This is a genomic window from Streptomyces sp. NPDC005402 (assembly GCF_040606575.1).
Classification (GTDB): Bacteria; Actinomycetota; Actinomycetes; order Streptomycetales; family Streptomycetaceae; genus Streptomyces.
Genome location: NZ_JBEXFB010000002.1, coordinates 145,366 through 164,548, shown reverse-complemented (window position 1 = coordinate 164,548; position 19,183 = coordinate 145,366). Strand labels below are relative to the sequence as shown.

Annotated in this window: 16 protein-coding genes; 4 read left to right on the top strand and 12 right to left on the bottom strand. The window is 71.1% G+C overall.

All coding sequences use genetic code 11. The annotated features are described in order from the left end of the window. Positions 1–26: 26 nt before the first annotated feature. The 5 genes from sbnB to ABZT02_RS03875 are packed head-to-tail and all read right to left on the bottom strand — an operon-like array spanning position 27 to position 7,890. Complete coding sequence (sbnB, locus tag ABZT02_RS03895; protein ID WP_356013933.1) at positions 27–1,058, bottom strand: 2,3-diaminopropionate biosynthesis protein SbnB; 1,032 nt, start codon at positions 1,056–1,058, stop codon at positions 27–29. Then, positions 1,055–2,041, bottom strand: a complete 987-nt coding sequence (locus ABZT02_RS03890; RefSeq protein ID WP_356013932.1) for a TauD/TfdA family dioxygenase — start codon at positions 2,039–2,041, stop codon at positions 1,055–1,057. Before ABZT02_RS03890 ends, sbnB begins: the two co-directional genes overlap by 4 nt. 13 nt (positions 2,042–2,054) lie before the next feature. Then, on the bottom strand, positions 2,055–4,142 hold the full coding sequence (locus tag ABZT02_RS03885; protein ID WP_356013930.1) for a non-ribosomal peptide synthetase: 2,088 nt from the start codon (positions 4,140–4,142) through the stop codon (positions 2,055–2,057). A 35-nt stretch (positions 4,143–4,177) separates the two neighbouring features. Then, positions 4,178–6,646, bottom strand: coding sequence for a Pls/PosA family non-ribosomal peptide synthetase (locus ABZT02_RS03880; RefSeq protein ID WP_356013928.1), 2,469 nt, complete (start codon positions 6,644–6,646; stop codon positions 4,178–4,180). 35 nt (positions 6,647–6,681) lie between these two features. Beyond that, the gene (locus tag ABZT02_RS03875) at positions 6,682–7,890 is read right to left on the bottom strand and encodes a heparan-alpha-glucosaminide N-acetyltransferase domain-containing protein (protein WP_356013926.1); all 1,209 of its coding nucleotides are present in this window, start codon (positions 7,888–7,890) and stop codon (positions 6,682–6,684) included. Positions 7,891–8,473: 583 nt separating this feature from the next. Here ABZT02_RS03875 and ABZT02_RS03870 point away from each other — a divergent pair. Further along, complete coding sequence (locus ABZT02_RS03870) at positions 8,474–9,619, top strand: YihY/virulence factor BrkB family protein (protein WP_356013924.1); 1,146 nt, start codon at positions 8,474–8,476, stop codon at positions 9,617–9,619. A 142-nt stretch (positions 9,620–9,761) separates the two neighbouring features. Here ABZT02_RS03870 and ABZT02_RS03865 read toward each other — a convergent pair whose 3' ends face one another. Continuing rightward, entirely contained in the window at positions 9,762–10,598 is an 837-nt protein-coding gene (locus tag ABZT02_RS03865) for an NmrA family NAD(P)-binding protein (protein WP_356013922.1), read from the bottom strand. A gap of 81 nt (positions 10,599–10,679) precedes the next feature. On the opposite strand from ABZT02_RS03865, the gene ABZT02_RS03860 reads away from it, so the two are divergent. Then, positions 10,680–11,621, top strand: coding sequence for an AraC family transcriptional regulator (locus tag ABZT02_RS03860; RefSeq protein ID WP_356013920.1), 942 nt, complete (start codon positions 10,680–10,682; stop codon positions 11,619–11,621). Positions 11,622–11,630: 9 nt separating this feature from the next. After that, a complete protein-coding gene (locus ABZT02_RS03855; RefSeq protein ID WP_356013918.1) occupies positions 11,631–12,296 on the top strand; it encodes a helix-turn-helix domain-containing protein in 666 nt (221 codons plus the stop codon). Here ABZT02_RS03855 and ABZT02_RS03850 read toward each other — a convergent pair. Together ABZT02_RS03850 and ABZT02_RS03845 are read right to left on the bottom strand one after the other, a co-directional pair. Next, on the bottom strand, positions 12,279–12,680 hold the full coding sequence (locus tag ABZT02_RS03850) for a VOC family protein (RefSeq protein ID WP_356013916.1): 402 nt from the start codon (positions 12,678–12,680) through the stop codon (positions 12,279–12,281). The two genes, ABZT02_RS03855 and ABZT02_RS03850, sit on opposite strands and share 18 nt — an antisense overlap. 52 nt (positions 12,681–12,732) lie before the next feature. Next, positions 12,733–13,365, bottom strand: coding sequence for a VOC family protein (locus ABZT02_RS03845; RefSeq protein WP_356013914.1), 633 nt, complete (start codon positions 13,363–13,365; stop codon positions 12,733–12,735). A gap of 72 nt (positions 13,366–13,437) precedes the next feature. Here ABZT02_RS03845 and ABZT02_RS03840 point away from each other — a divergent pair, with 72 nt between their 5' ends. Next, entirely contained in the window at positions 13,438–14,097 is a 660-nt protein-coding gene (locus ABZT02_RS03840; RefSeq protein WP_356013912.1) for a ThuA domain-containing protein, read from the top strand. Positions 14,098–14,294: 197 nt separating this feature from the next. Here the strand turns inward: ABZT02_RS03840 and ABZT02_RS03835 are convergent, their stop codons facing one another. The 4 genes from ABZT02_RS03835 to ABZT02_RS03820 form a co-directional block, all read right to left on the bottom strand. After that, positions 14,295–15,338, bottom strand: a complete 1,044-nt coding sequence (locus tag ABZT02_RS03835; protein ID WP_356013910.1) for a LacI family DNA-binding transcriptional regulator — start codon at positions 15,336–15,338, stop codon at positions 14,295–14,297. Positions 15,339–15,492: 154 nt separating this feature from the next. Beyond that, positions 15,493–17,379 carry a family 43 glycosylhydrolase gene (locus ABZT02_RS03830; protein WP_356013908.1) on the bottom strand — a complete coding sequence of 629 codons (1,887 nt, stop codon included), beginning with the start codon at positions 17,377–17,379 and terminating at the stop codon, positions 15,493–15,495. Then, positions 17,376–18,281, bottom strand: coding sequence for a carbohydrate ABC transporter permease (locus ABZT02_RS03825; protein ID WP_356013906.1), 906 nt, complete (start codon positions 18,279–18,281; stop codon positions 17,376–17,378). The genes ABZT02_RS03830 and ABZT02_RS03825 overlap by 4 nt, the downstream gene beginning before the upstream one ends. Further along, positions 18,281–19,165, bottom strand: a complete 885-nt coding sequence (locus ABZT02_RS03820) for a sugar ABC transporter permease (protein ID WP_356013904.1) — start codon at positions 19,163–19,165, stop codon at positions 18,281–18,283. The genes ABZT02_RS03825 and ABZT02_RS03820 overlap by 1 nt, the downstream gene beginning before the upstream one ends. Between the last annotated feature and the right edge of the window lie 18 nt (positions 19,166–19,183).

Here is a 19,183-nt window from a genome sequence, read left to right as displayed (position 1 = left end):
CCCCCTCCTCATGCGCCACTGATCGTTCAGCCGTACCGGCGCAGCTCGTTGAAGAACCCGTCGACGACGTGCAGTTCGCCGCGCCGGGCCAGTTCGTCGTGGACGAACCTGCCGACGGCGAGGTCCAGGACCCCCAGTCCGAAGGGCGAGAACACCACCGTCCGGTCCGTCGGGACGGTCACCCGTCCGGTCAGCACGTCGTCGAGCGTGCCGTCGATGAAGTCCCTGCTCCCCGTGAGCCGTTCCGCCAGGTGCGGGGAGGTCTCGGCCTTGAGGCAGTGCTCGACGTCATCGACGAAGTTGGCGGACGCGAGCAGGATCTCCGGGTCGAGATCGCGCAGGGACACATGCAGGACCAGGGGGTGATGGCCGAACCACGACGGGTCGTGGACGTGCGGCGCCCCGGCGACCGTGGCGAAGACCACCAGGTCACTGGAGCGGATGAGGGATTCGGCCGAGTCGTGCACGGCCACCTTCCCCGGCGCCCCGGACCGCTCCAGATAGCCGCGGAACCCGGCGGCGCTCCCCGCGGACAGGTCGTGCACGCCCGTCTCCTCGAACTCCCAGCCGGTGGCGATGAGATGGGTGTGGATGTACCGGGCGATCAACCCGGTGCCGATGAAGCCGACCCGGGTCGGGCGGACCCGGCCCGCGCTGAGCCTCCCGGCCGCCAGCGCCGCCGACGAGGCCGTGCGCGTGGCGCTGATGACCGAGCTCTCCAGACAGGCGAACGGGTAACCGGTGTCCGGGTCGTTGAGGATCAGCACGGCCGAAGCGCGCGGCAGCCCGGACTCGATGTTCTCCGGGAAACTGGACACCCACTTCAGACCGTCCACCCGCAGCGGTCCACCCAGCGAGGCGGGCAGCGCGATGATCCGGGACGACGGGCGGTCCGGGAACTTCAGGAAATACGACGGGGGGTTCACCGAGTCGCCCGCGCCGTGCAGCCGGTACACGGTCTCGACGAGGTCCGCGATCTCCGGTTCCCGTCCGTGCAGGGTCTGTTGGACCTGCCTGCCGGTGACGAGCGCGAAGGAGGGAGCGCCGACGGTGCTCATACGCCGCTCACCTCGCCGTCGGCGCGCAGCACCGGTTCGCCGAGCGCGGCCAGCACCTCGCGCGGTCCCTCGAAGGGCTCGCGGCCGTGCGCCGTACGGATGTTGTCGACGAGCAGGAGGTCGCCGTCCTGCCAGGGTTCCCGCACGGTGTGGGCGTCGTAGACCTCGTTGATCGTCCGTACGACGTCCGCGCCGATCGGATCGCCGTCGCCGAAGCGGGTGTTGAAGGGCAGGCCGTCGGGGCCGTACACCTCCACCAGGTATTCGTGCACTTCCGGCTCCATGGTCCACTCGTTGAGGAAGGCGATCTGGTTGAACCAGCAGGGCAGGCCGCCCGACGGGTGGCGGAGCACCGCGCCGCGCCGCTGCCGGGTGTGCAGGGAGCCGTCGCTCTGCCAGGCGCACTCGATGGCGTGCCGGCGGCAGTAGCGCTCCACGGCCGCGCGGTCGTCCGTGCCGAACGCCTCCTCGACCGACGCGCCGATGTCCTCGTGGTACGCCCGGGTCAGCAGCCAGCCCTCCCGTTCGAAGCGGGAGACCAGGTCGCGGGGCAGGTCACGCAGCACCGCCGACGCGTCGGCGAGCGCGGTCGCGCCCCCGGACCCGGGTGCCTCAAGGCAGGCGAACAGCAGCAGGCCCGGGAACTCCAGGCCGTAGCTGACCTCGTGGTGCATGCACATCTGCTGGTTCGGCGGCCACTTGGTCGACGAGTACACGCCGTCCGCGTAGCGGCGCCGGGGCGCGAAGGGCTCACGGTCGGGCATCAGCCGGTCGGTCAGCCGCCGGAAGACCGCCTCGCTCGTCCCGGGGTCGGTGAGGCCCAGACCGCGCACCAGGACGCAGCCGTGGTCGAGCACGAGGGCACGCAGCGGGTCGCGGTGCGCGGCGGCCCAGCTCACCGCGTCGCCGGCGGACTCGGCGTGCAGGAGCGGCGGGCTGCCCGGGGCCGGCTCCAGGTAGGGGAGGAGACTCGTGGATGACATCTCGGGATTCCTTTCAGCTGCGCCGGTCGAGCAGGCCCGCCAGGTCCGCGAGGACCGGGTGGCGGACGACGTCCTGGAGGGTGATCGCCCGGTCCAGGGCGATCGCGAGACGCACGGCGGACAGCGAGCTGCCGCCGCGGTCGAAGAAGTGGTCGAGGCGGCCGATCCGGTCGGCGGGCACGCCGAGCACCTCGGCCCAGGCGTCCGCCATCCGCCGCTCGCCGGCCGTCACGGGCTCGCCCGAGGCACCGGCGTCGAGCTCCTCGGCGAGCGCGGTGAGCGTCCGGCGGTCGGTCTTGCCGTTGGCGGTCAGCGGCAGCCGCTGCCGCCAGTGCACGACGGCCGGGACCATGTACGACGGCAGCGACGCGGCCAGCCGTTCCCGTACCGTGTCCGCGGCCACCGGCTCGGGCCCGGCGCAGAACGCGGCGAGCTGGGCACCCCGTACGACCACGACGGCCCCGTCGCGTACCCCGTCCACCCGCAGCAGCGCGTTCTCGATCTCGCCGATCTCGACGCGGAACCCGCGGATCTTGACCTGGGTGTCCCGGCGGCCGAGGAACTCCAGTTTTCCGTCGGACCGCCAGCGTCCCAGGTCACCGCTGCGGTACAGCCGCTCCCCGGGCCGGTGGGGATCCGCCATGAACGCGGCCGCGGTGCGCTCGGGGTCGTTGACGTACCCGCGCCCCACGCACACCCCCGAGAAGACGATCTCGCCCGGCGCGCCCAGCGGCACGGGGACCAGGTCCTCGTCGACGACGTACACCCGCACATTGCGCACCGGCCGCCCGAGCGGGATCCGGTCGCCGTCCGGCACCCGGTCCATGACCTCGTGGTTGGTGTCGTCGGAGGTCTCGGTCAGCCCGTACGCGTTGGCGAGGCGGATGCCGGGCGCGGTGGCGAACCAGCGCTGCACCAGTTCCCGCTTGACCGCCTCGCCGGTGACCGACACACAGCGCAGGTCGGCCAGTTCGCGAGGCCGCTGCCCCAACTCGGCGAGCACGGCCTCCAGATACGACGGCACGACCTGGAGCACGTCGACCCGCCCCCGGACCACCGTGTCCACGAACCGCGGCACGTCCAGGACCGTGTCCTGTCCGACGATCAGCGTCCGCCCCCCGACGACCGGCCCGGCGAGCAGCTGCCACAGGGAGATGTCGAAGCACTGCGGGGCGATCTGCGCGACCACGTCGTCCTCGCCGATCCCCAGGTCCTCCACCTTGGCGAGCACATGGTTGAGGAAGCCGGCGTGCTCGCACATCGCGCCCTTGGGCTCACCGGTGGAGCCGGACGTGAAGTAGATGTAGGCCAGTTGACCCGCCGAGACCGGGATGCCGAGGTCGTCGTCCGGGTGGCCCCCGGCGTACACGGCGTCCACGAACAGCGTCTCGGCGGCCGTACCGGACAGCGAGCCGGTGCTGCCCTCCTCGGTGACGACGAGCCGGCAGTCCGCCCGGGACAGCGTCCTCGCGACCCGCTCGGCCGGGAAGTTCGGCTCGATCGGCAGATACACCCCGCCCGCCTTGAGCACGCCCAGCACGGCCGCCATCCAGTCCAGGTTCCGTTCCATGACCACGGCGACGACGTCCTCGGCCGCCAGGCCGTGGGTCAGCAGTGCCCGACCGACCTGGTTGGCGCGGGAGTTGAGCTCGGCGTACGTCCACCGCCGCTCGTCCTGCACGGCGGCCACGGCGTCCGGGTGCTTCTCGACCCGCTCCTCGAACAGCTCGTGCACCCGCCGGTCCGGGAGTTCACGGACCGGGCCCGCCAACTCGTCCAGCTGGAAGCGGAGTTCGTCCTCGGACAGCAGGCTTTTGCGGTCCGGGTGGGCGAGCGCGGTGAGGTGGTAGCCGGCGATACGGGCGGCCGCCTCGGTGTCCAGGGTGCCGGCGCGGTAGCGCAGCCGCAGCTCACCGTCGGTGGCCGCGACCCGCAGATCGTCGCCGACAGTGCCCTCCGGCTCGCCCGAGAGGGCGGCGAGGACTTTGGTGTGGGCCGCGAGCAGCGCGGCGGGGCCGGTCGGTGTGCCGCCGGGCAGCGGGACCGCGTACTCGATGACGTCCGGTATCGAGCCGGGCGTGCGGTGCGGAGCTGTTTGCATGACTTTCTTCCCCCTGTTTTCCTCGTTCGGGCGGGTCAGGCGCGTCGCAGCGCCACCGCCGGATTCCCGCCCCAGTGCGCCCCCGCCGGCATCTCCTCGCCTTTCATCAGGAAGGCGTCGGCACCGAGCACGGCGCCGTCGCCCATCGAGACGCCGTAGTGGACCAGCGCGCCCGCCCCGAGGGTGCAGCCGTCGCCGATGACGATGTGGTCGGACTTGAAGGTGCCGTCCTCCTGGGAGTGGGCCTGCACCTTGGAGTGGTGGCCGAGCGTGGTGTCGCTGCCGAGTGCGACCAGAGTCCGCTCGGTGATGTAGCAGCCGTCGTCGAAGACCCGGCGGCCGGTCCGCACGCCGAGCAGCCGCCAGATCAGGCTCTTGAACGGGGTGCCGTTGAACACGGCCAGATGGTGGTCGGGCACCTTCCACAGCCGCTCGTGCCACCAGAAGTACGGGTCGTAGATGGAGCACAGCCGAGGCTGCAGCGGCCGGAAGCGGGTGATCACGCGCTCCACCAGCGCCCAGTAGCCGACGGTGACCGCGAGGCCGGCCATCAGGTAGCCGCCGATCAGCAGTCCACCGAGGACGCCGCGGCCGCCGTGGAGATCGACGGCCGCGAAGCCGAGGATCGTGAGCAGGAACCAGTGCAGCCAGCGCAGGAACAGGAACAGGGCCATCGTGCGGGCGTTGGACCGGTTCTTGGCCGACAGGCGGCGGCGCAGCTCGTCGCCCTGGCGGAAGTGGTCGAAGCGGGTGTCGCGCTCCACCGTGCGCGGGATCTCGAAGGGCGGAGAGCCCAACAGGCCGACACCTTCGCGGAGTTCGCCGTCGAGCGGGATCAGCACCTTGGTGGCGAGCAGGCAGTTGTCGCCGGTGCGGCCGCCGACCGGATAGGCGATGTGGTTGCCGAGGAAGTTGTGTCCGCCGATCGTGACCCGCGAGACCCGGAACGAGGTGCTGGAGTACTCGGCGTTGAGGACCGACAGCCCGTCGGCGACCATCGTGCCGCTGCCGACGGTGGCCAGGTACGGCGTCTCGTGCGACACCTCGGTGCCGAAGTTCGAGCCGGTCTGTTCGACGCGCGAGAGGTCGTAGCCGATGGACCGCAGGTAGGGGACGATGTACGAGCTGTCGCCGCACAGCCACTTGAAGAACCTGATGTTGGTGATGCGGGCGATCGCACGCTGCACCGAGTAGTGGAAGCCGTACAGCGGATAGACCCGGTCCGCCCTGAGGGTCAGGTTCAGCAACCGTGGCAACACGGTCACGGTGACGAGGCCGAGGACCAGGAAGCCGGTGAAGAGGGCGACCGACAGGGCGAGCGCCTCGGCGTAGAAGGCAGCCGACGCCAGTTCCTTCGCATCCGGTTCGAGCAGCGGGTCCAGCGCCGGTACCAGGTCCATCACCAGGAAGGTGCCGCCGATGCCGAGCGGGACGTACACCAGCAGTGTCTGGAGCAGCGCCACGAGGGCGTAGCCGGCCCGGCGCGGGGTGGTGCAGCGGGTCGCGGGGACACGGATGTGGTCGACGTCGGTGGGGCGGGCCGGGGAGCCGTGCCAGCGCTCGCCGGCGGGGATCGCGGCGCCGTCGTACAGCGCGGAGGAGTGGCCGAGCTGGCCGCCGTCGCCGATCGAGGTGCCGATGTCGAGGACGGTCTTCTCGCCGACGAAGACGCCTTGGCCGAGGGTGATGGGGCCGGTGCGGATCCGGCCCGCGTGCGCCCGGTAGCCGAGGAGGAGGGCGTCCTTGCGGATCACCGTGCCGGCGCCGACGGTCAGCAGGTCGGTGCAGACCGGCACCGAGTGGGACAGGATCGTCACGCCCGGGCCGATGCGGGCGCCGAGGGCCCGCAGGTAGAGGACGTACAGCGGATTGCCCGTGAACAGGACCATCGGGTTGGCGTGCAGCAGCGCCTTGACGAGCCAGAAGCGGACGTAGGCGAGGCCCCACACCGGGAACTCCGTCTCCTTCCACCGGCCGACCAGCACCCACTTCGCCACGACGGGCAGGGTGCACAGGGCGAGGAACAGGGCGCCGCCGAAGACCAGCGAGCGCAGATAGACGGAGAGCACGTCGTCGGCGCCGGATATCCAGGAGTACCCCTGGGCGGTGGCGACACCGGCCGCGAAGCAGTAGGTGGCGAAGACGAGGAACTGCACGACCCCGCACAGCGCGTAGCGGGCGCTGCTGCCCGGCGGCGGAGGCGGCTCGGCCGGCAGCGCGGGGGCCGGTCCGGTGGCCGGGACCTCGGCCAGGGCGGTTGCCAGAGAACGGATCGTCGGGTGGCCGTAGATGTCCCTCATCGACACCTGCGGCAGATCGTCCCGCTTCCGCACCCGGGCGCAGAACTGAGCCATGACCAGGGAGTTGGCGCCCAGATCGTCGAAGAAGTGGCTGTCGAGCGGAACTTGATCCGATTTCACGACCCCGGCCAACACCTCGGCGAGGACCTGGGCGGTGCCGTCCACCGGGGTGACTGTCGTGATCTCGCCGGGATTTACCACCACTTGAGCTCCTAGATCATTACTTTTGGTCTTATGGACTATTCGGTGTGCCTGCTAAGTCGGACCGGGTCCTTCACCGGTTCCGGGAGTCGCGGTGGTGTTACGGCCTCGCGACACCGCCGGGCCGCGCCTGCGACGACCGTTTCCAGCGGGCCACGCCCGACGCGCCGCCACGAGAGGGCGAACAGGAGCGCTCCGAGGGTCATGACGGCGTAGAGGAGCTCGGGGGAGTCGGGAAGCGCGCCGGTGGCGAGAAGGAGCACATGGGCGGCGTACAGGGTCAGCGGCATGCTGCCCGCCGCCGCGAGCGGCGTGAGCGCCCGCGTGAGCGGGGCACTCCTGGTCAGCAGCAGGGCGCCGCCGAGGATCGCCGCCGCCGAGCCCAGGGTGAGGAGCATGTCGAAGGGCGTGGTCGCGTGCGGCGCGCGGGAGAGCAGCGCCCACCAGGTCTCGCCGTCCGGGCTGTCCCACAGGGCCTCGGCGCGGGAGGCGCCCGGGAACTCCGCTCGCCACAGGTGCCCGAGCCCGCCGAACCGGAACAGGACCAGGGACGAGACCAGCCAGACCCCGGCCACGAGTGCGAGGCCGCCCCCGAGGAGCCGGGGCGCGATCTTGCGTGAGGTGAGGTCCAGTCGGCCGAGGGCGAGTCCGGCGCACAGATAGGCGGTCCAGGCGAGCACCGGGTAGTCGCCGTGCACGAGCAGGTCCGACACCAGGCCGAGCGGATCGGTGACCACGTCCTGGAGCGTGGGATCGCCGTCGAACGCGGGCGGGGGCAGTACACCTCGCAGCGCATGGACGGCGAACGGTGCTCCCACGGCGAGGGCCAGGGAGAGACCCGCGAGGGTCCGCGGGGCGAGGCCCAGCAGCGGGATCGCGATCAGGAACAGCAGGGCGTAGAACGCCAGGATCACGTCCACGTCCAGGTCGGCCGCGCGGGAGGCGAAGCCGAGCAGCAGCCCGATCAGCGCGATGACACCGGCTCGCGCCGCCACCGCTACGGCCGCGGGCCGCCCGGTCGCCGGCCGGCGACCGCCGGTCGTGAAGGCCAGACCGATCCCGGCCGTCACGGCGAACGTCGCCGAGGAACGGCCGCCCGCGAACATCCAGGCGGGCGTGGGCGATCCTGCCTCGTCGAACGCGCCGAACACGTGAACGGAGAACATTCCGAGCAGTGCGATGCCCCGTGCCACATCAACCCCCACGATGCGCGGCACGGCTTGCTTCGGCGTGTACGGAGCAGGCATGAATTCTCCAGAGTGGGATACGGCGGAATATTGCCCGCTGTTCACCGCGCAGCGGAAAATCATGAAGAAGGACACCCGTGGTTCCGGTGTTCCGAAAGAAAAGGAAGTGCCGCGAGGCACGGAATGGAATGAGAGAAGGAGCGGTTCGGTATGCGCCTGGAGTGACCACGCGACGGGGACGGGGTGGCCGACTCGAGCCAAGGTCAGGGCCCTGAGAATGCAATCCGAATTGTTTCGAGGCGCTCATGAACGGGTCAAGCACGTTTCAGTCAATGGCCGTTTCTTGCTGGTCGGCCGTGCCTTGCCGGTAGGACTCGTCCGTGCAGTTCGGTGGCGCCACCGGGGAACTCACCCCATGGGTGGTGCATATGTCATCTGGCATTCCGTTTTCCGGGTCCGCGAAATCCGGCCAACGGGTTCATGACAGAAAAGGGGTTCGATTTCCTTGACGGTTTCCGCGGGATTGCCCGGTGTTTTCCGCGCCATGACGGAACCGAACACGAGCGGGCGTTCCCCGCACGGGCGTGCACCCGACCGGGACGCGGGGATGAGTGCACGCTCCCATGGCGGATACCTTTAGGTCGTGCAGGCAGCAAGCGAATCCCCTCAACCACCCTCCGGCCGGCTCCACCGGGCCCGCGCTCTCTACCGGAACGTCTCGAAGCGCAGGACCGCCTGGCTGCTGCTCAAGGACACCGTCAACTCGTGCATCGAGTACCGCATCCTGGGACTCGCCGCCGAGGCCGCGTTCTTCTCGCTGCTGTCCGTGCCGCCGCTGCTGCTCAGCCTCATCGGTCTGCTCGGCTACGTCGACGACTGGACCGGCACCGACAGCATCAGCAGCCTGGAGGCCAACATCCTGGACGCCGCGCGCACGGTCCTGTCCGACAAGGGGGTACGGCAGATCGCACAGCCGATCCTCGACGACGTGATGAAGGGCGGCCGCCCCGACGTCATCTCCGTCGGCTTCCTGTTCGCCCTGTGGTCCGGGTCGCGCGCGGTCAACGTCTTCATCGACACCATCACCGTCATGTACGGCCTCGACGGGGTCCGCGGCATCGTCAAGACCCGGCTCGTGGCGTTCGCGCTGTTCATCGCGGCCCTGCTGATCGGCTCGGTGGCGCTGCCGCTGATGGTGGCGGGACCGGACGCGGTGGTGCGGATCGTGCCCTGGTCGACGACGGTGGTGCAGGTCCTGTACTGGCCCGTGGTGATCATCCTGTCCGTCGCCTTCCTGACGACGCTCTACCACGTGTCGGTGCCGGTGCGCTCACCGTGGATCGAGGACGTCCCGGGCGCGCTGGTGGCTTTGGCGATGTGGGTGCTGGGGAGCTTCCTGCTCCGGATCTACCTCCAGAGCACGATCGAGGGCGCGACGATCTACGGCTCGCTCGCCGCGGCGGTGGCGGTGCTGCTGTGGATCGGCGTCTCGGCCTTCGCGGTCCTGGTGGGCGCCGCGATGAACGCCGCGATCGACCGGGTGTGGCCGGCGGCGGCCACGGCGGCGGCGCGCGCGGCGCAGGAGCGGCTGCGGGAGGCGCAGGTCGCGGAGTACGTGGCCCGCGCGGCGGCCGGCCGGGACGTCGACCCCGACGATCCCGACGACCCCGACATGCCCTCGGAGTTCCCGGAGAGGTGGTCGCGCTTCCTGCCCCCGGAGGACGTGACGTCCCGCTTCCGGGCCCACGCCAAGACGACGCATCCCCCGCAGAAGCCGGAAGGTTCCTGAGGGGGCGGGTTGTCGGCTGCGGGCCGGTGCGAGCCGCTGGGGACCGGTGGCGACCACCCTGCGGAGCCGCACATCGGTACAGCTCCGCCGGCCCGGCGAGCGACACCCACCCCCGCCACCCTCGACCAGCCGCAGCCCAGGGTCAGGCCCTCCAGGTCCCCGCGGCCGCCGCCTCCCCCGCGAACTCCGTGAAGTCCCGCGCCTCCCGCCCGAGAACCTGCCGCACCCCGTCCGACAGATACGCGTTACGCCCGTCCAGCAACTGCGTGAACGCCTCCACCAGCGCGTCCACCTCCGCCGCCGGCACCCCGAACCCGAGCAGGTTCTCCCCGTACTGCTGAGGCGACACCGCCCGGTACGTCAGCTCACGCCCCGCCGCCTTGGCGATCTCCGCGACCGCCTCGCCGAAGGTGAGCAGACGGGGCCCCGACACGGTGACCGTCTCCCCGACATACCGGTCGCCCGCCGACAGTGCTGCCACCACCACGTCCCCGATGTCCCGGACATCCACGAACGGCTCCCGCACCTCACCCGCCGGGAACACCAGCTCCCCGCTCAGCCGCAGCTCCTCCACCAGCGGCCCCTCACTGAAGTTCTGCGCGAACCACGCGGCGCGTACGACCGTCCAGTCGGCGCCCGACGCGTGCAGCGCCTCCTCCGCGTCCTGTGCCCGGTCCTGCCCCCGCGACGACAGCAGCACCAGCCGTCGTACGCCCATCCCCACCGCCTCCCGCGCGACCGCCCCGACCGCCTCGGCGGCCCCGGGAGCACCGATGTCCGAGGGGTACACGAGGTACGCCGCGTCCGCGCCCCGCAACACCTGCGCCCACGTCGACCGGTCCTGCCAGTCGAACCCCCGCGCCCGCGAGGCCGCCCGCACCGTCAGCCCCGCGGCCTCCGCGGACCGCGCCACCCGGCTGCCCGTACGACCCGAGGCACCGGTCACCACCACCGTCATGTTCCGCGCGTTCTCCGTCATGCCGTCGAGTCAACTCCCGTGCCCGACAAGGGACCATCGCTGAACGGCTCATTCCCATGCGCGCGCGTCTACGCTGGCCGTATGGACGCTCTGGCAGGCCTGCTGGAAGGACCGCGGGCGCGTGGCGCCTTCATGATCCGCGCGTGTTTCGACCCGCCGTGGGCGGTGCGGGTGGAGGACCGGGCGCCGTTGACGGTCATGCTGATGGTCCGTGGGGAAGCCGTGATCCTGCCCGACTCGGGCGAGCGGATCCGGCTGCGCCCCGGCGACCTCGCCATCGCCCGCGGCCCCGACCCCTACACCTGCGCCGACGACCCCGGTACGGTCCCGCAGGCGCTCATCCTGCCGGGCGCGGAGTGCCGCTACCCCGTCGGGCGGGCCCTGAACGGTTCCATGGACCTCGGGGTACGCACCTGGGGCGACCGGCTCGACGGCGAGGCCGTGATCCTCATCGGGACGTACCTGATGGAGGGCGAGATCAGCAACCGGCTCCTGGACGCGCTGCCGCCGCTGCTCTCGCTGACCACCGACGTGTGGGAGTGCCCGCTGACCCCCCTGCTCATGGAGGAGATCGTCCGCGACGAGCCGGGTCAGGAGGTCGTCCTGGACCGGATGCTGGACCTGCTGGTCATCGCGGCGCTGCGGGCCTGGTTCTCCCGGCCCGAGGCGGAGCCGCCCGCGTGGTACGCGGCGCTGGCGGACCCCGTCGTGGGGCGGGTGCTGCGGCTGATGCAGGACGATCCCGCGCATCCCTGGACGGTGGCTTCGCTGGCCGCCAAGGCGGGGGTGTCGCGGGCGGCGCTCGCCCGGCGGTTCGGTGAACTGGTGGGGGAGCCGGTGATGACGTATCTGACCGGATGGCGGCTGGCGTTGGCGGCGGACCGGTTGCGGGAGGGGACCACGACGCTGGACGCGATCGCCCGGCAGGTGGGCTACGGGAGCGCCTTCGCACTGTCCAGCGCGTTCAAGAGGGGGTACGGCGTCAGTCCGCAGGAGTTCCGGCTGCGGGTCGGCCCGCCGTAGCCTGGGGACGTGTACACGGAACGGCCGTCCCGGCTCGCCGGTGCCGTCATCTGGACCGGCGACGGCTCCGGACGTGTCCTGCCCGACGGGTGCATGGACCTGCTCTGGAACGAGGGCCGGCTGCTCGTCGCCGGGCCCGACACACGCGCGTACGTCACCGCGGGCGCCCCGAGCGCCTGGACCGGCCTGCGCTTCTCTCCCGGTTCCGCGCCCGCCTTCCTGGGGGTGCCCGCCCATGAACTGCGGGACCAACGGGTGGAGTTGGCCGATCTCTGGCCGGTGTCAGAGGTACGGCGGCTGCGGAGCCGAATCGCCGAGGCCCCTGACCCCGCCAGGGCACTCGAAGACATCGCCCTGGAGCGTGCGATCCCGGCCGACCCGGTCCTGCACGCCCTCGTCACCGCTCTCGACGCGGGCCGTCCCGTCGCCGTGACCGCTGACGAACTCGGCCTCGGCGCACGGCAGTTGCACCGCAGGTCGCTCGTGGCGTTCGGGTACGGGCCGAAGATGCTGGCCCGGATCCTGCGGCTGCGGCGGGCCCTCGCGCTGGCTGGGGCCGGGGTGCCGTTCGCGGAGACGGCGGTCCGGAGCGGGTTCGCGGACCAGGCCCATCTCGCCCGGGACGTACGGGAGTTGGCGGGCGTCCCGCTCGGACGGCTACTCGCGGCCGGCTAGCGGGGCGTACAGGTCGACGCCGTTGCCGTCGGGGTCGTGCAGGGACGCGTACCGCTGGCCCCAGTCGGCGTTCCACGGCTTGAGCTCCCCGTGGAAACCCTCGCCCACCAGCTCCTCGTACACCGCGTCGACCTCGGCCGGGCTGTCGCAGCGCAACGCGAGCCCGCTGCGGCTGCCGCCGGCCGGAGCTCGCCAGCCGGGGTGGAAGGAGCGGATCGTGTCCTCGGTGTCGAGCATCAGGCGCACACCGCCCGGGAGTTCGGCCTCCGCGTGCGGCTGTGACTCGGCCCCCTCGGGGAAGGGGAACCCGAGGCGCCGGTAGAAGGCGACGGAGGCGGCCATGTCGGAGGCCACCAGACCGATGGCGTCGAATCGTGGAGTCATGCCGTCACCGTAGGCAGCCCTTCGGCGCCCGGTCTTGAAGGAATCGGACACGTCAGCCGAAGATCACCGGCCCCCGCGGGGTGTCCACCGTGAAGGAGAGCCCCACCGGGCCCTCGGCGAGGGGGAGGCGGACATCGAGGGTGGCGAGGAGGGGGCGGATCTCGTCGGGGGCCGGGGCCGTCGCCGTCAGGGACAGCAGGGGAGTGGTGGGGAGGCCCGCGGCCGTGGGGTGCGGGGAGGCGCCCCAGTCGATGAGGAAGGGGACCAGTCCGGAGGGATGCTGGGTGTCGCCGTCCGTGAGGCGCCATTCCAGCAGGGTGCCGTCGGGGCGGCGGCGGCTCATCGGGCGGATCTCGCCCGGGTCGTAACCACGGGCCCGGGCCGCCGCCACCGCCGCGTCCAGGTCGGGCGGGCTGATCGCCCAGGTCACCGTGCGGGCGGCGGCGAGCGCGTCGACGTCGAAGGGGCGCGGACCCATCGGCTCCGCCTGCTCCGGGTCCGGACCGATGATCTCCAGATAGGCGGTGCCGCCCAGCGACACGAGATGGTTGCGGGTGCCGAGACCGACGTGCACCCCGCCGGGGGCGGGGGTCACACCGGTACGCCGGGTGAAGTCGGCGACCGTCGCCGCCAGGTCCGGGGTCGCGAGGACGAGATGGTCCAGCCGTGCGGGAATCGCGTTCACCGCGCCGAGGCTACGGCCCGCGGACCACGCGGTGGAACACCTGTACGGCGACACACCTTCTAGGCTCGGGCCATGGCTCCCCGACTCCTCGTCCACACCCGCACCACCGCCTACCGCCACGACTCCATCCCGGCCGCCGTCGACGCCGTCCGCGCCCTCGGCGACTTCGAGGTGGACGCGAGCGAGGACCCGGCGGACCTGGAGCGGCCCCTCGACCGGTACGCCGCCGTCGTCTTCCTCTCCACCAGCGGAGAGATCCTCACCCCGGCCGGGCGCGAACGGCTCGCCTCCTATGTGGAGTCGGGCGGGGGGTTCGTCGGGGTGCACGCCGCCGCCTGCACCGAGTACACCTGGCCCTACTACGGCGAGCTGCTGGGCGCCCGGTTCGACAAGCATCCCGCCTACCAGCCCGGCAGGGTCCGCGTCGAGGACCACGAGCACCCGGCCACCCGACACCTGCCCGCCGTATGGGAGTTCACCGACGAGTGGTACGACTTCCGGACCAACCCCCGAGGGTCTGTACGGGTGTTGGCCTGCGCCGACGAGTCCTCGTACGAAGGCGGCGGGATGGGCGCCGACCATCCGCTGGTGTGGTGCCGGGAGCAGGGCGCGGGCCGGGTCTTCTACACGGCGCTCGGACACGCCGCCGAGGCGTACGAGGACTCCGGCTTCCGGGCCCATCTGCTCGGCGGGATCACCTGGGCGACTCGTCCGGAGCGGAGCGGGGACTGAGCCCGTCCCAGCCCGTCCCGACAGGTCCCCGTACGGCCCGCGCTCCCGGACCACACCGCCGTACGCCGGACGGACCGACCCCCGCCGGCCCGGGGACGCGGACGGACGCCCGTCCGCCCCGGCCAGTTCCCCTCGCCCGCAGATGACCGAAGCTGAACGCATCCGGTGGTGGGTGGCCGCTGCAGCCGGTCGACGGGTCAGTGGGGCGGCGGGGCCGTGCTCGCCCGCTCCACCAGCCGCGTCGACAGCTCGGTCCGGGTGCTCTCCGGGCGGTCGCCCTCCATCATGCGGACCAGCAGGCGCAGGGCCGTCGCCGCCATCTCCGACAGGGGCTGACGGACCGTGGTGAGGGCCGGAGTGGTCCAGCGGGCCTCGGGGAGGTCGTCGAAGCCCACGACGCTGATGTCCTCGGGGACGCGCAGGCCCCGTTCGGCCAGGGCCTCGTACACGCCGAGGGCCATGTGGTCGGAGCAGACGAAGACCGCGGTGGGCGGTTCGGGCAGATCGAGGAGTTCCAGCGTGCGGCGGTGGGCCGCGCTCTCGTCGAATCCTGCGTGGCGGACGTACTCGGGCCGCTGTCGTATCCCCGCCGCCGCGAGCGCGGAACGGTAGCCCGCCACGCGCGCGCTGCTGCACATCTTGCGCTGGTGACCGGCGACGACCGCGATGCGCTCGTGGCCCAGCGCGAGCAGGTGCTCGGTCGCCGTGACCCCGCCCTGCCAGTTCGCCGCGCCCACCGAGACCACGCCCGGCGGCGGCTCCAGGACCGGGTCGATCAGGACGTACGGAATGCGGTGCTGGTCCAGCCAGCTGTACTGCGACGACGTCAGCTCGGCCAGGTTGAACAGCACACCGGAGGAGCCTCGTGCGGTGAGCTTGTCCATCCAGCCGCGATCCGGGCGCCCCGCCCGGTTCCGGGTCAGTCCGGCCGAGACCACCACCTCCAGCCCCGCGTCGTGGGCGGCCGCCTCCACCCCGTGCAGCACCGCCCCCGACCAGGAGGTCTCCAGCGAGTGCACGACCAGGTCGACGAGTCCCGACGACTTCGCCGCGTCGAACCTCGGTCTGCGGACATAGCCGAGCCGGTCCAGTGCCTCGGTGACCCGGCGACGGGTCTCGGGGGCCACGTCCTCACGGCCGTTGACCACCTTGGAGGCGGTCGGCACCGACACGCCCGCCTCCCGGGCCACGACCGCCAGCGTGGGACCGGCCGCCACGCTCGCACTCCCCGTGCGGACCATCGGGAACCACCTCTCCGGCCCGCCCGTGGGCCATGAAAGTTTCGACCAGCGCGAAACAGTAAGCGCTTCCTACCCTAGGTTCGCACCGATGAAGTCGGGAAGAGGTCGGGCTCAGCGGGTCTTCATGTCCTCCTGACTTTCGAAACCTCGAACGCTAGCCGCAACTCAGGCGGAACCCCGTGAAGTCGGCCGTGAACGCCGCGTCGACCAGGTCCACGGCATGAATTCCGGCCATGGCGCCCGTGAACCGGAGCTTGGACCCGTGGTCGTCGGAGAGGCGGGTGAAGTCCAGTTCCGGACCGACGGGCGTCCATGTGCCGTCCGCGCCCACGTACCGGAATCGAGCCAGCCCGTCCGCCACGGTGACCCCTAGCGTGAAGGCGCTTTCTGTGCCGACGTCGACCACGGCCACCTGCCGGGTGCTGCCCTCGTCCCGCTCGACCAGGCTGAGCACGGTCCGCCCGCCGCCCCGCCACTGCTGACCGCGCTGCTCCTCGCCCTCGGGCTCCGCCCACGTCAGGTCGAGGGCCAGATACGACTCGGTGCCGTACCAGAGGAGCAGTCCGGCGGCCTGCGTGAACGACGTCGGCCGGGCCTCCACGGTGACCTCGGCCTCCGCCCGGTGCTCGGTGATTCGCTGGGCGAGCAGACTGTGCGCCCACCGCGACTCCGGCCCGTGCCGCCCCCGCAACCGGATCCAACCGGGGCGGGCAGCGGTGTCGACCCAGGAGGGGTCGGGCGCGGCCCGCAGAGTGCTCCAGGGCCAGCCCAACGGGGCTTCGGAGACCACGGGGTGCTTCCGTGGGTGCGGAAGTGTCGGTACGGCGAACTCGGCCGCGGAGGGTGAATGCGGCGGTATGTCGGCGGCGGCCCGGGCCTCTGGCGACTGAGCTGCCGGTGTGCCGGGTTCGTCCCCTGGTTTCGCAGGTGTCGGTGTGTCGGGGTCGGTCGCCGGGTGGGCGTGGGCGGGTGTGCCGGTCTCGGTTCCGGGCTGAGGGGATGTCGGTGCACCCGCCTCGCCCCCTTGCTCCGCACGTTTCCGTGCGCCCGCCTCGCCTTCCCGGTGGGCGTGCGTAGGCACCCCGGCCCCCGCCCCCGATGCCGGAAGTGTCGGTATGTCGACCTCGACCGAAGGATGCGAACCCCCGTGCCGCATCCTCGGCCAGCCCTCCGCGTCCCAGGTCACCGCCTGGATCGCCGTCTCCCGGCCCAGCGGGCAGCGCGGCCCGGCCGGCGTGTCCAACGGGCGGGCCGTGAGGTGGCTCAACACCCAGCTGCCGTCCGGCAGTTGGACCAGCTCGCCGTGCCCCGCCTTCTGCAACGGCAGCGACGGATCGTCCCGGGACGTCAGCAGCGGCCGGTCGTCCAGCTCGTACGGGCCGGTGATGTCCCGGCTGCGGGCGACCAGGACCCCGTGCTCGAAACCGGTACCGCCCTCGGCGAGGACCAGGTAGTACCAGTCCTGGTGCCGAAGGAGCTTGGGCCCCTCGATGAGCCGTTCGTGCTGGAGCAGCAGATGCGTGTCACCGACGGGCGCCAGCGTCTTCCGGTCCAGCTCGGTCAGCACGATCCCGGAGAAGCGCCGGCCGCCGGGGCGGTGGTCGTTCTGGAGGTTGAGCAGCCAGAGCCGGCCCTCGGCGTCGTGGAAGAGCGCGGGGTCGAAACCATGGCTCGCGATCCGCCGCGGTGCCGACCAGACGCCGGACGCCTCCGTCGCCGTACAGACATAGGTGTCCGTGTCGAAGTACGGCGTTCCGACCGAGCGGACGATCGAGTAGACCACCCAGAACCGCTCGCCGTCCCAGCTCAGGGAGGGTGCCCAGATGCCGCCCGAATCGGGGACGCCGGCAAGGGAGTCGCCCGGGACGGCGCCCTGCACATGGCCCGCGTACTCCCAGTGCGCGAGGTCGCGGGAGCGGTGCAGCGGGATCGTCGGGAACCACTCGAAGGAACTGGTCGCCACGTAGTACCGGTCGCCGACGCGGACCATCGACGGGTCGGGGGCGAAGCCGCGGATCACCGGGTTGTGCAGCAGGGTCACTTGAGGGCTCCGAGGGTGACTCCGGAACGCCAGTAGCGGCGCATCGCGACCATCATGATCGCCATCGGGACGATGGACAGCAGAGCTCCGGTGAGGACCAGGCTGGTGAGGTCGACGCCCGACTCCAGGCGCTTGCCGGACCAGTTGTAGAGGCCGATGTTGAGCGTCCAGTTGTTCTCGCCGCGCAGCACGGTCAGCGGCAGGAAGAAGGCGTTCCAGGTGTTCACGAAGGCCAGCAGGAACACCGTCGCGCCGCCCGTGGTCATCATCCGCAGCACGATGCTGAAGAAGATCCTGAGCTCCCCGGCACCGTCGATACGGGCCGCCTCAAGGAGCTCGAAGGGGATCGTGGCCTCGGTGTACACCTTGGCGAGGTACACGCTGAACGGGTTGATCAGACAGGGGATCAGCATCGCCCAGGGCGTGTCGACCAGGCCGATCTCCGAGAACAGCAGATACAGCGGCAGGGTGAGCAGCGCGATGGGGATCAGGAAGGAACCAACCACGCACGCGAACACCAGGTTGCGGCCGGGGAAGTCGAAGCGCGCGAGGCCGTAACCGGTGGCGAGCGCCAGCAGCGTGCCACCCAGCGAGCCGACACCGGCGTACAGGAACGAGTTGGCCGTCCAGCGCAGGAAGATGCCGTGCTCGTAGGTGAACAGTTGATGCAGGTTGTCCCACAGATGCCAGCCGGAGAACCACAGGCCGTTGGACTGGTAGAGCCCGGTGCGGTCCTTGGTGGCGGCGACGACCAGCCACCACACCGGAAAGAGGCTGTAGACGCTGGCCAGGGACAGTCCGACGAGCAGGAACCGCTGCCCGCCACGCGAACGGGCCGCCGGATCGGGCTTGGTGAGCCGCCGGACGGGCGTGCTCTTCGTGGGTTCCTCGACGAGGGTCATCAGTCGGCCTCCTTCGAGGTGAACCGGTAGAAGAGGAAGGAGGCGACGCCGAGGATCAGGGCGAGCAGCACCGAAAGGGCCGCCGCGTAGTGGTAGTTGCCGGCGTTGAACGCCTGGTTGTAGATGATCATGATCGGGGTGAAGGAGTCGCTGACCGTCTGCGGGGTGACGTTCCGGAACAGCGCGGGCTCGTTGAAGATCTGGAGCATCTGGATGATGGAGAGCATCCCGGTCAGCACCAGCGCCCCCCGCACGAACGGGATCTTGATGCTGCGCGCGATCCGCAGTTCGGAGGCCCCGTCCAGCCGAGCGGCCTCGAACAGGTCGCGGGGCACCCCCTGGAGCGCGGAATAGATGATGACCATGTTGTAACCGATGCCGTGCCAGGTCAGCAGGTTGCCGATGGACGGCCACACCATCGAGGGCGCGAAGAAGTTCCAGGAGAACCCGAAGATCTCGCCGAGCGGGGTGAGCGGGCCGACGTCCGGGCTGTAGAGGTTCAGCCACACGATGGCCGCGACCACGCCCGGGATCATGTACGGCACCAGCAGCAGAATCCGGAACCGTCCGGCCGTCCTGGAGCCGAGCGCGTCCAGGAAGAGCGCCAGCACCAGGCTGACCAGCAGCATGACCGGGATCTGCACACAGGCGAACAGCATGACCCGCAGCACGGATCCCATGAACGCCGAGTCGGTCAGGCCCTGTTGGTAGTTGTCCAGACCGGAGAACTCGTCGGTCGTGCCACCGAGCCCGAGCCCGGAGGAGTGCGACCGGTACAGCGACTGATAGACGGCGTACCCGATCGGCAGCAGGTACAGGAAGACGAAGCCGAGCTGGAAGGGCACCGTGAAGGCGGCACCCTTCCAGCGCAGTGAGCGAATCATCAGTAGCAGCCCTTAAGC

Coding starts and splice junctions, on each gene's coding strand:
- ABZT02_RS03885 (WP_356013930.1), bottom strand. CDS start 4,142: ATGCAAACAGCTCCGCACCGCACGCCCGGCTCGATACCGGACGTCATC.
- ABZT02_RS03860 (WP_356013920.1), top strand. CDS start 10,680: ATGGACGCTCTGGCAGGCCTGCTGGAAGGACCGCGGGCGCGTGGCGCC.
- ABZT02_RS03890 (WP_356013932.1), bottom strand. CDS start 2,041: ATGTCATCCACGAGTCTCCTCCCCTACCTGGAGCCGGCCCCGGGCAGC.
- ABZT02_RS03850 (WP_356013916.1), bottom strand. CDS start 12,680: ATGACTCCACGATTCGACGCCATCGGTCTGGTGGCCTCCGACATGGCC.
- ABZT02_RS03835 (WP_356013910.1), bottom strand. CDS start 15,338: ATGGTCCGCACGGGGAGTGCGAGCGTGGCGGCCGGTCCCACGCTGGCG.
- ABZT02_RS03875 (WP_356013926.1), bottom strand. CDS start 7,890: ATGCCTGCTCCGTACACGCCGAAGCAAGCCGTGCCGCGCATCGTGGGG.
- ABZT02_RS03865 (WP_356013922.1), bottom strand. CDS start 10,598: ATGACGGAGAACGCGCGGAACATGACGGTGGTGGTGACCGGTGCCTCG.
- ABZT02_RS03825 (WP_356013906.1), bottom strand. CDS start 18,281: ATGACCCTCGTCGAGGAACCCACGAAGAGCACGCCCGTCCGGCGGCTC.
- ABZT02_RS03820 (WP_356013904.1), bottom strand. CDS start 19,165: ATGATTCGCTCACTGCGCTGGAAGGGTGCCGCCTTCACGGTGCCCTTC.
- sbnB (WP_356013933.1), bottom strand. CDS start 1,058: ATGAGCACCGTCGGCGCTCCCTCCTTCGCGCTCGTCACCGGCAGGCAG.
- ABZT02_RS03840 (WP_356013912.1), top strand. CDS start 13,438: ATGGCTCCCCGACTCCTCGTCCACACCCGCACCACCGCCTACCGCCAC.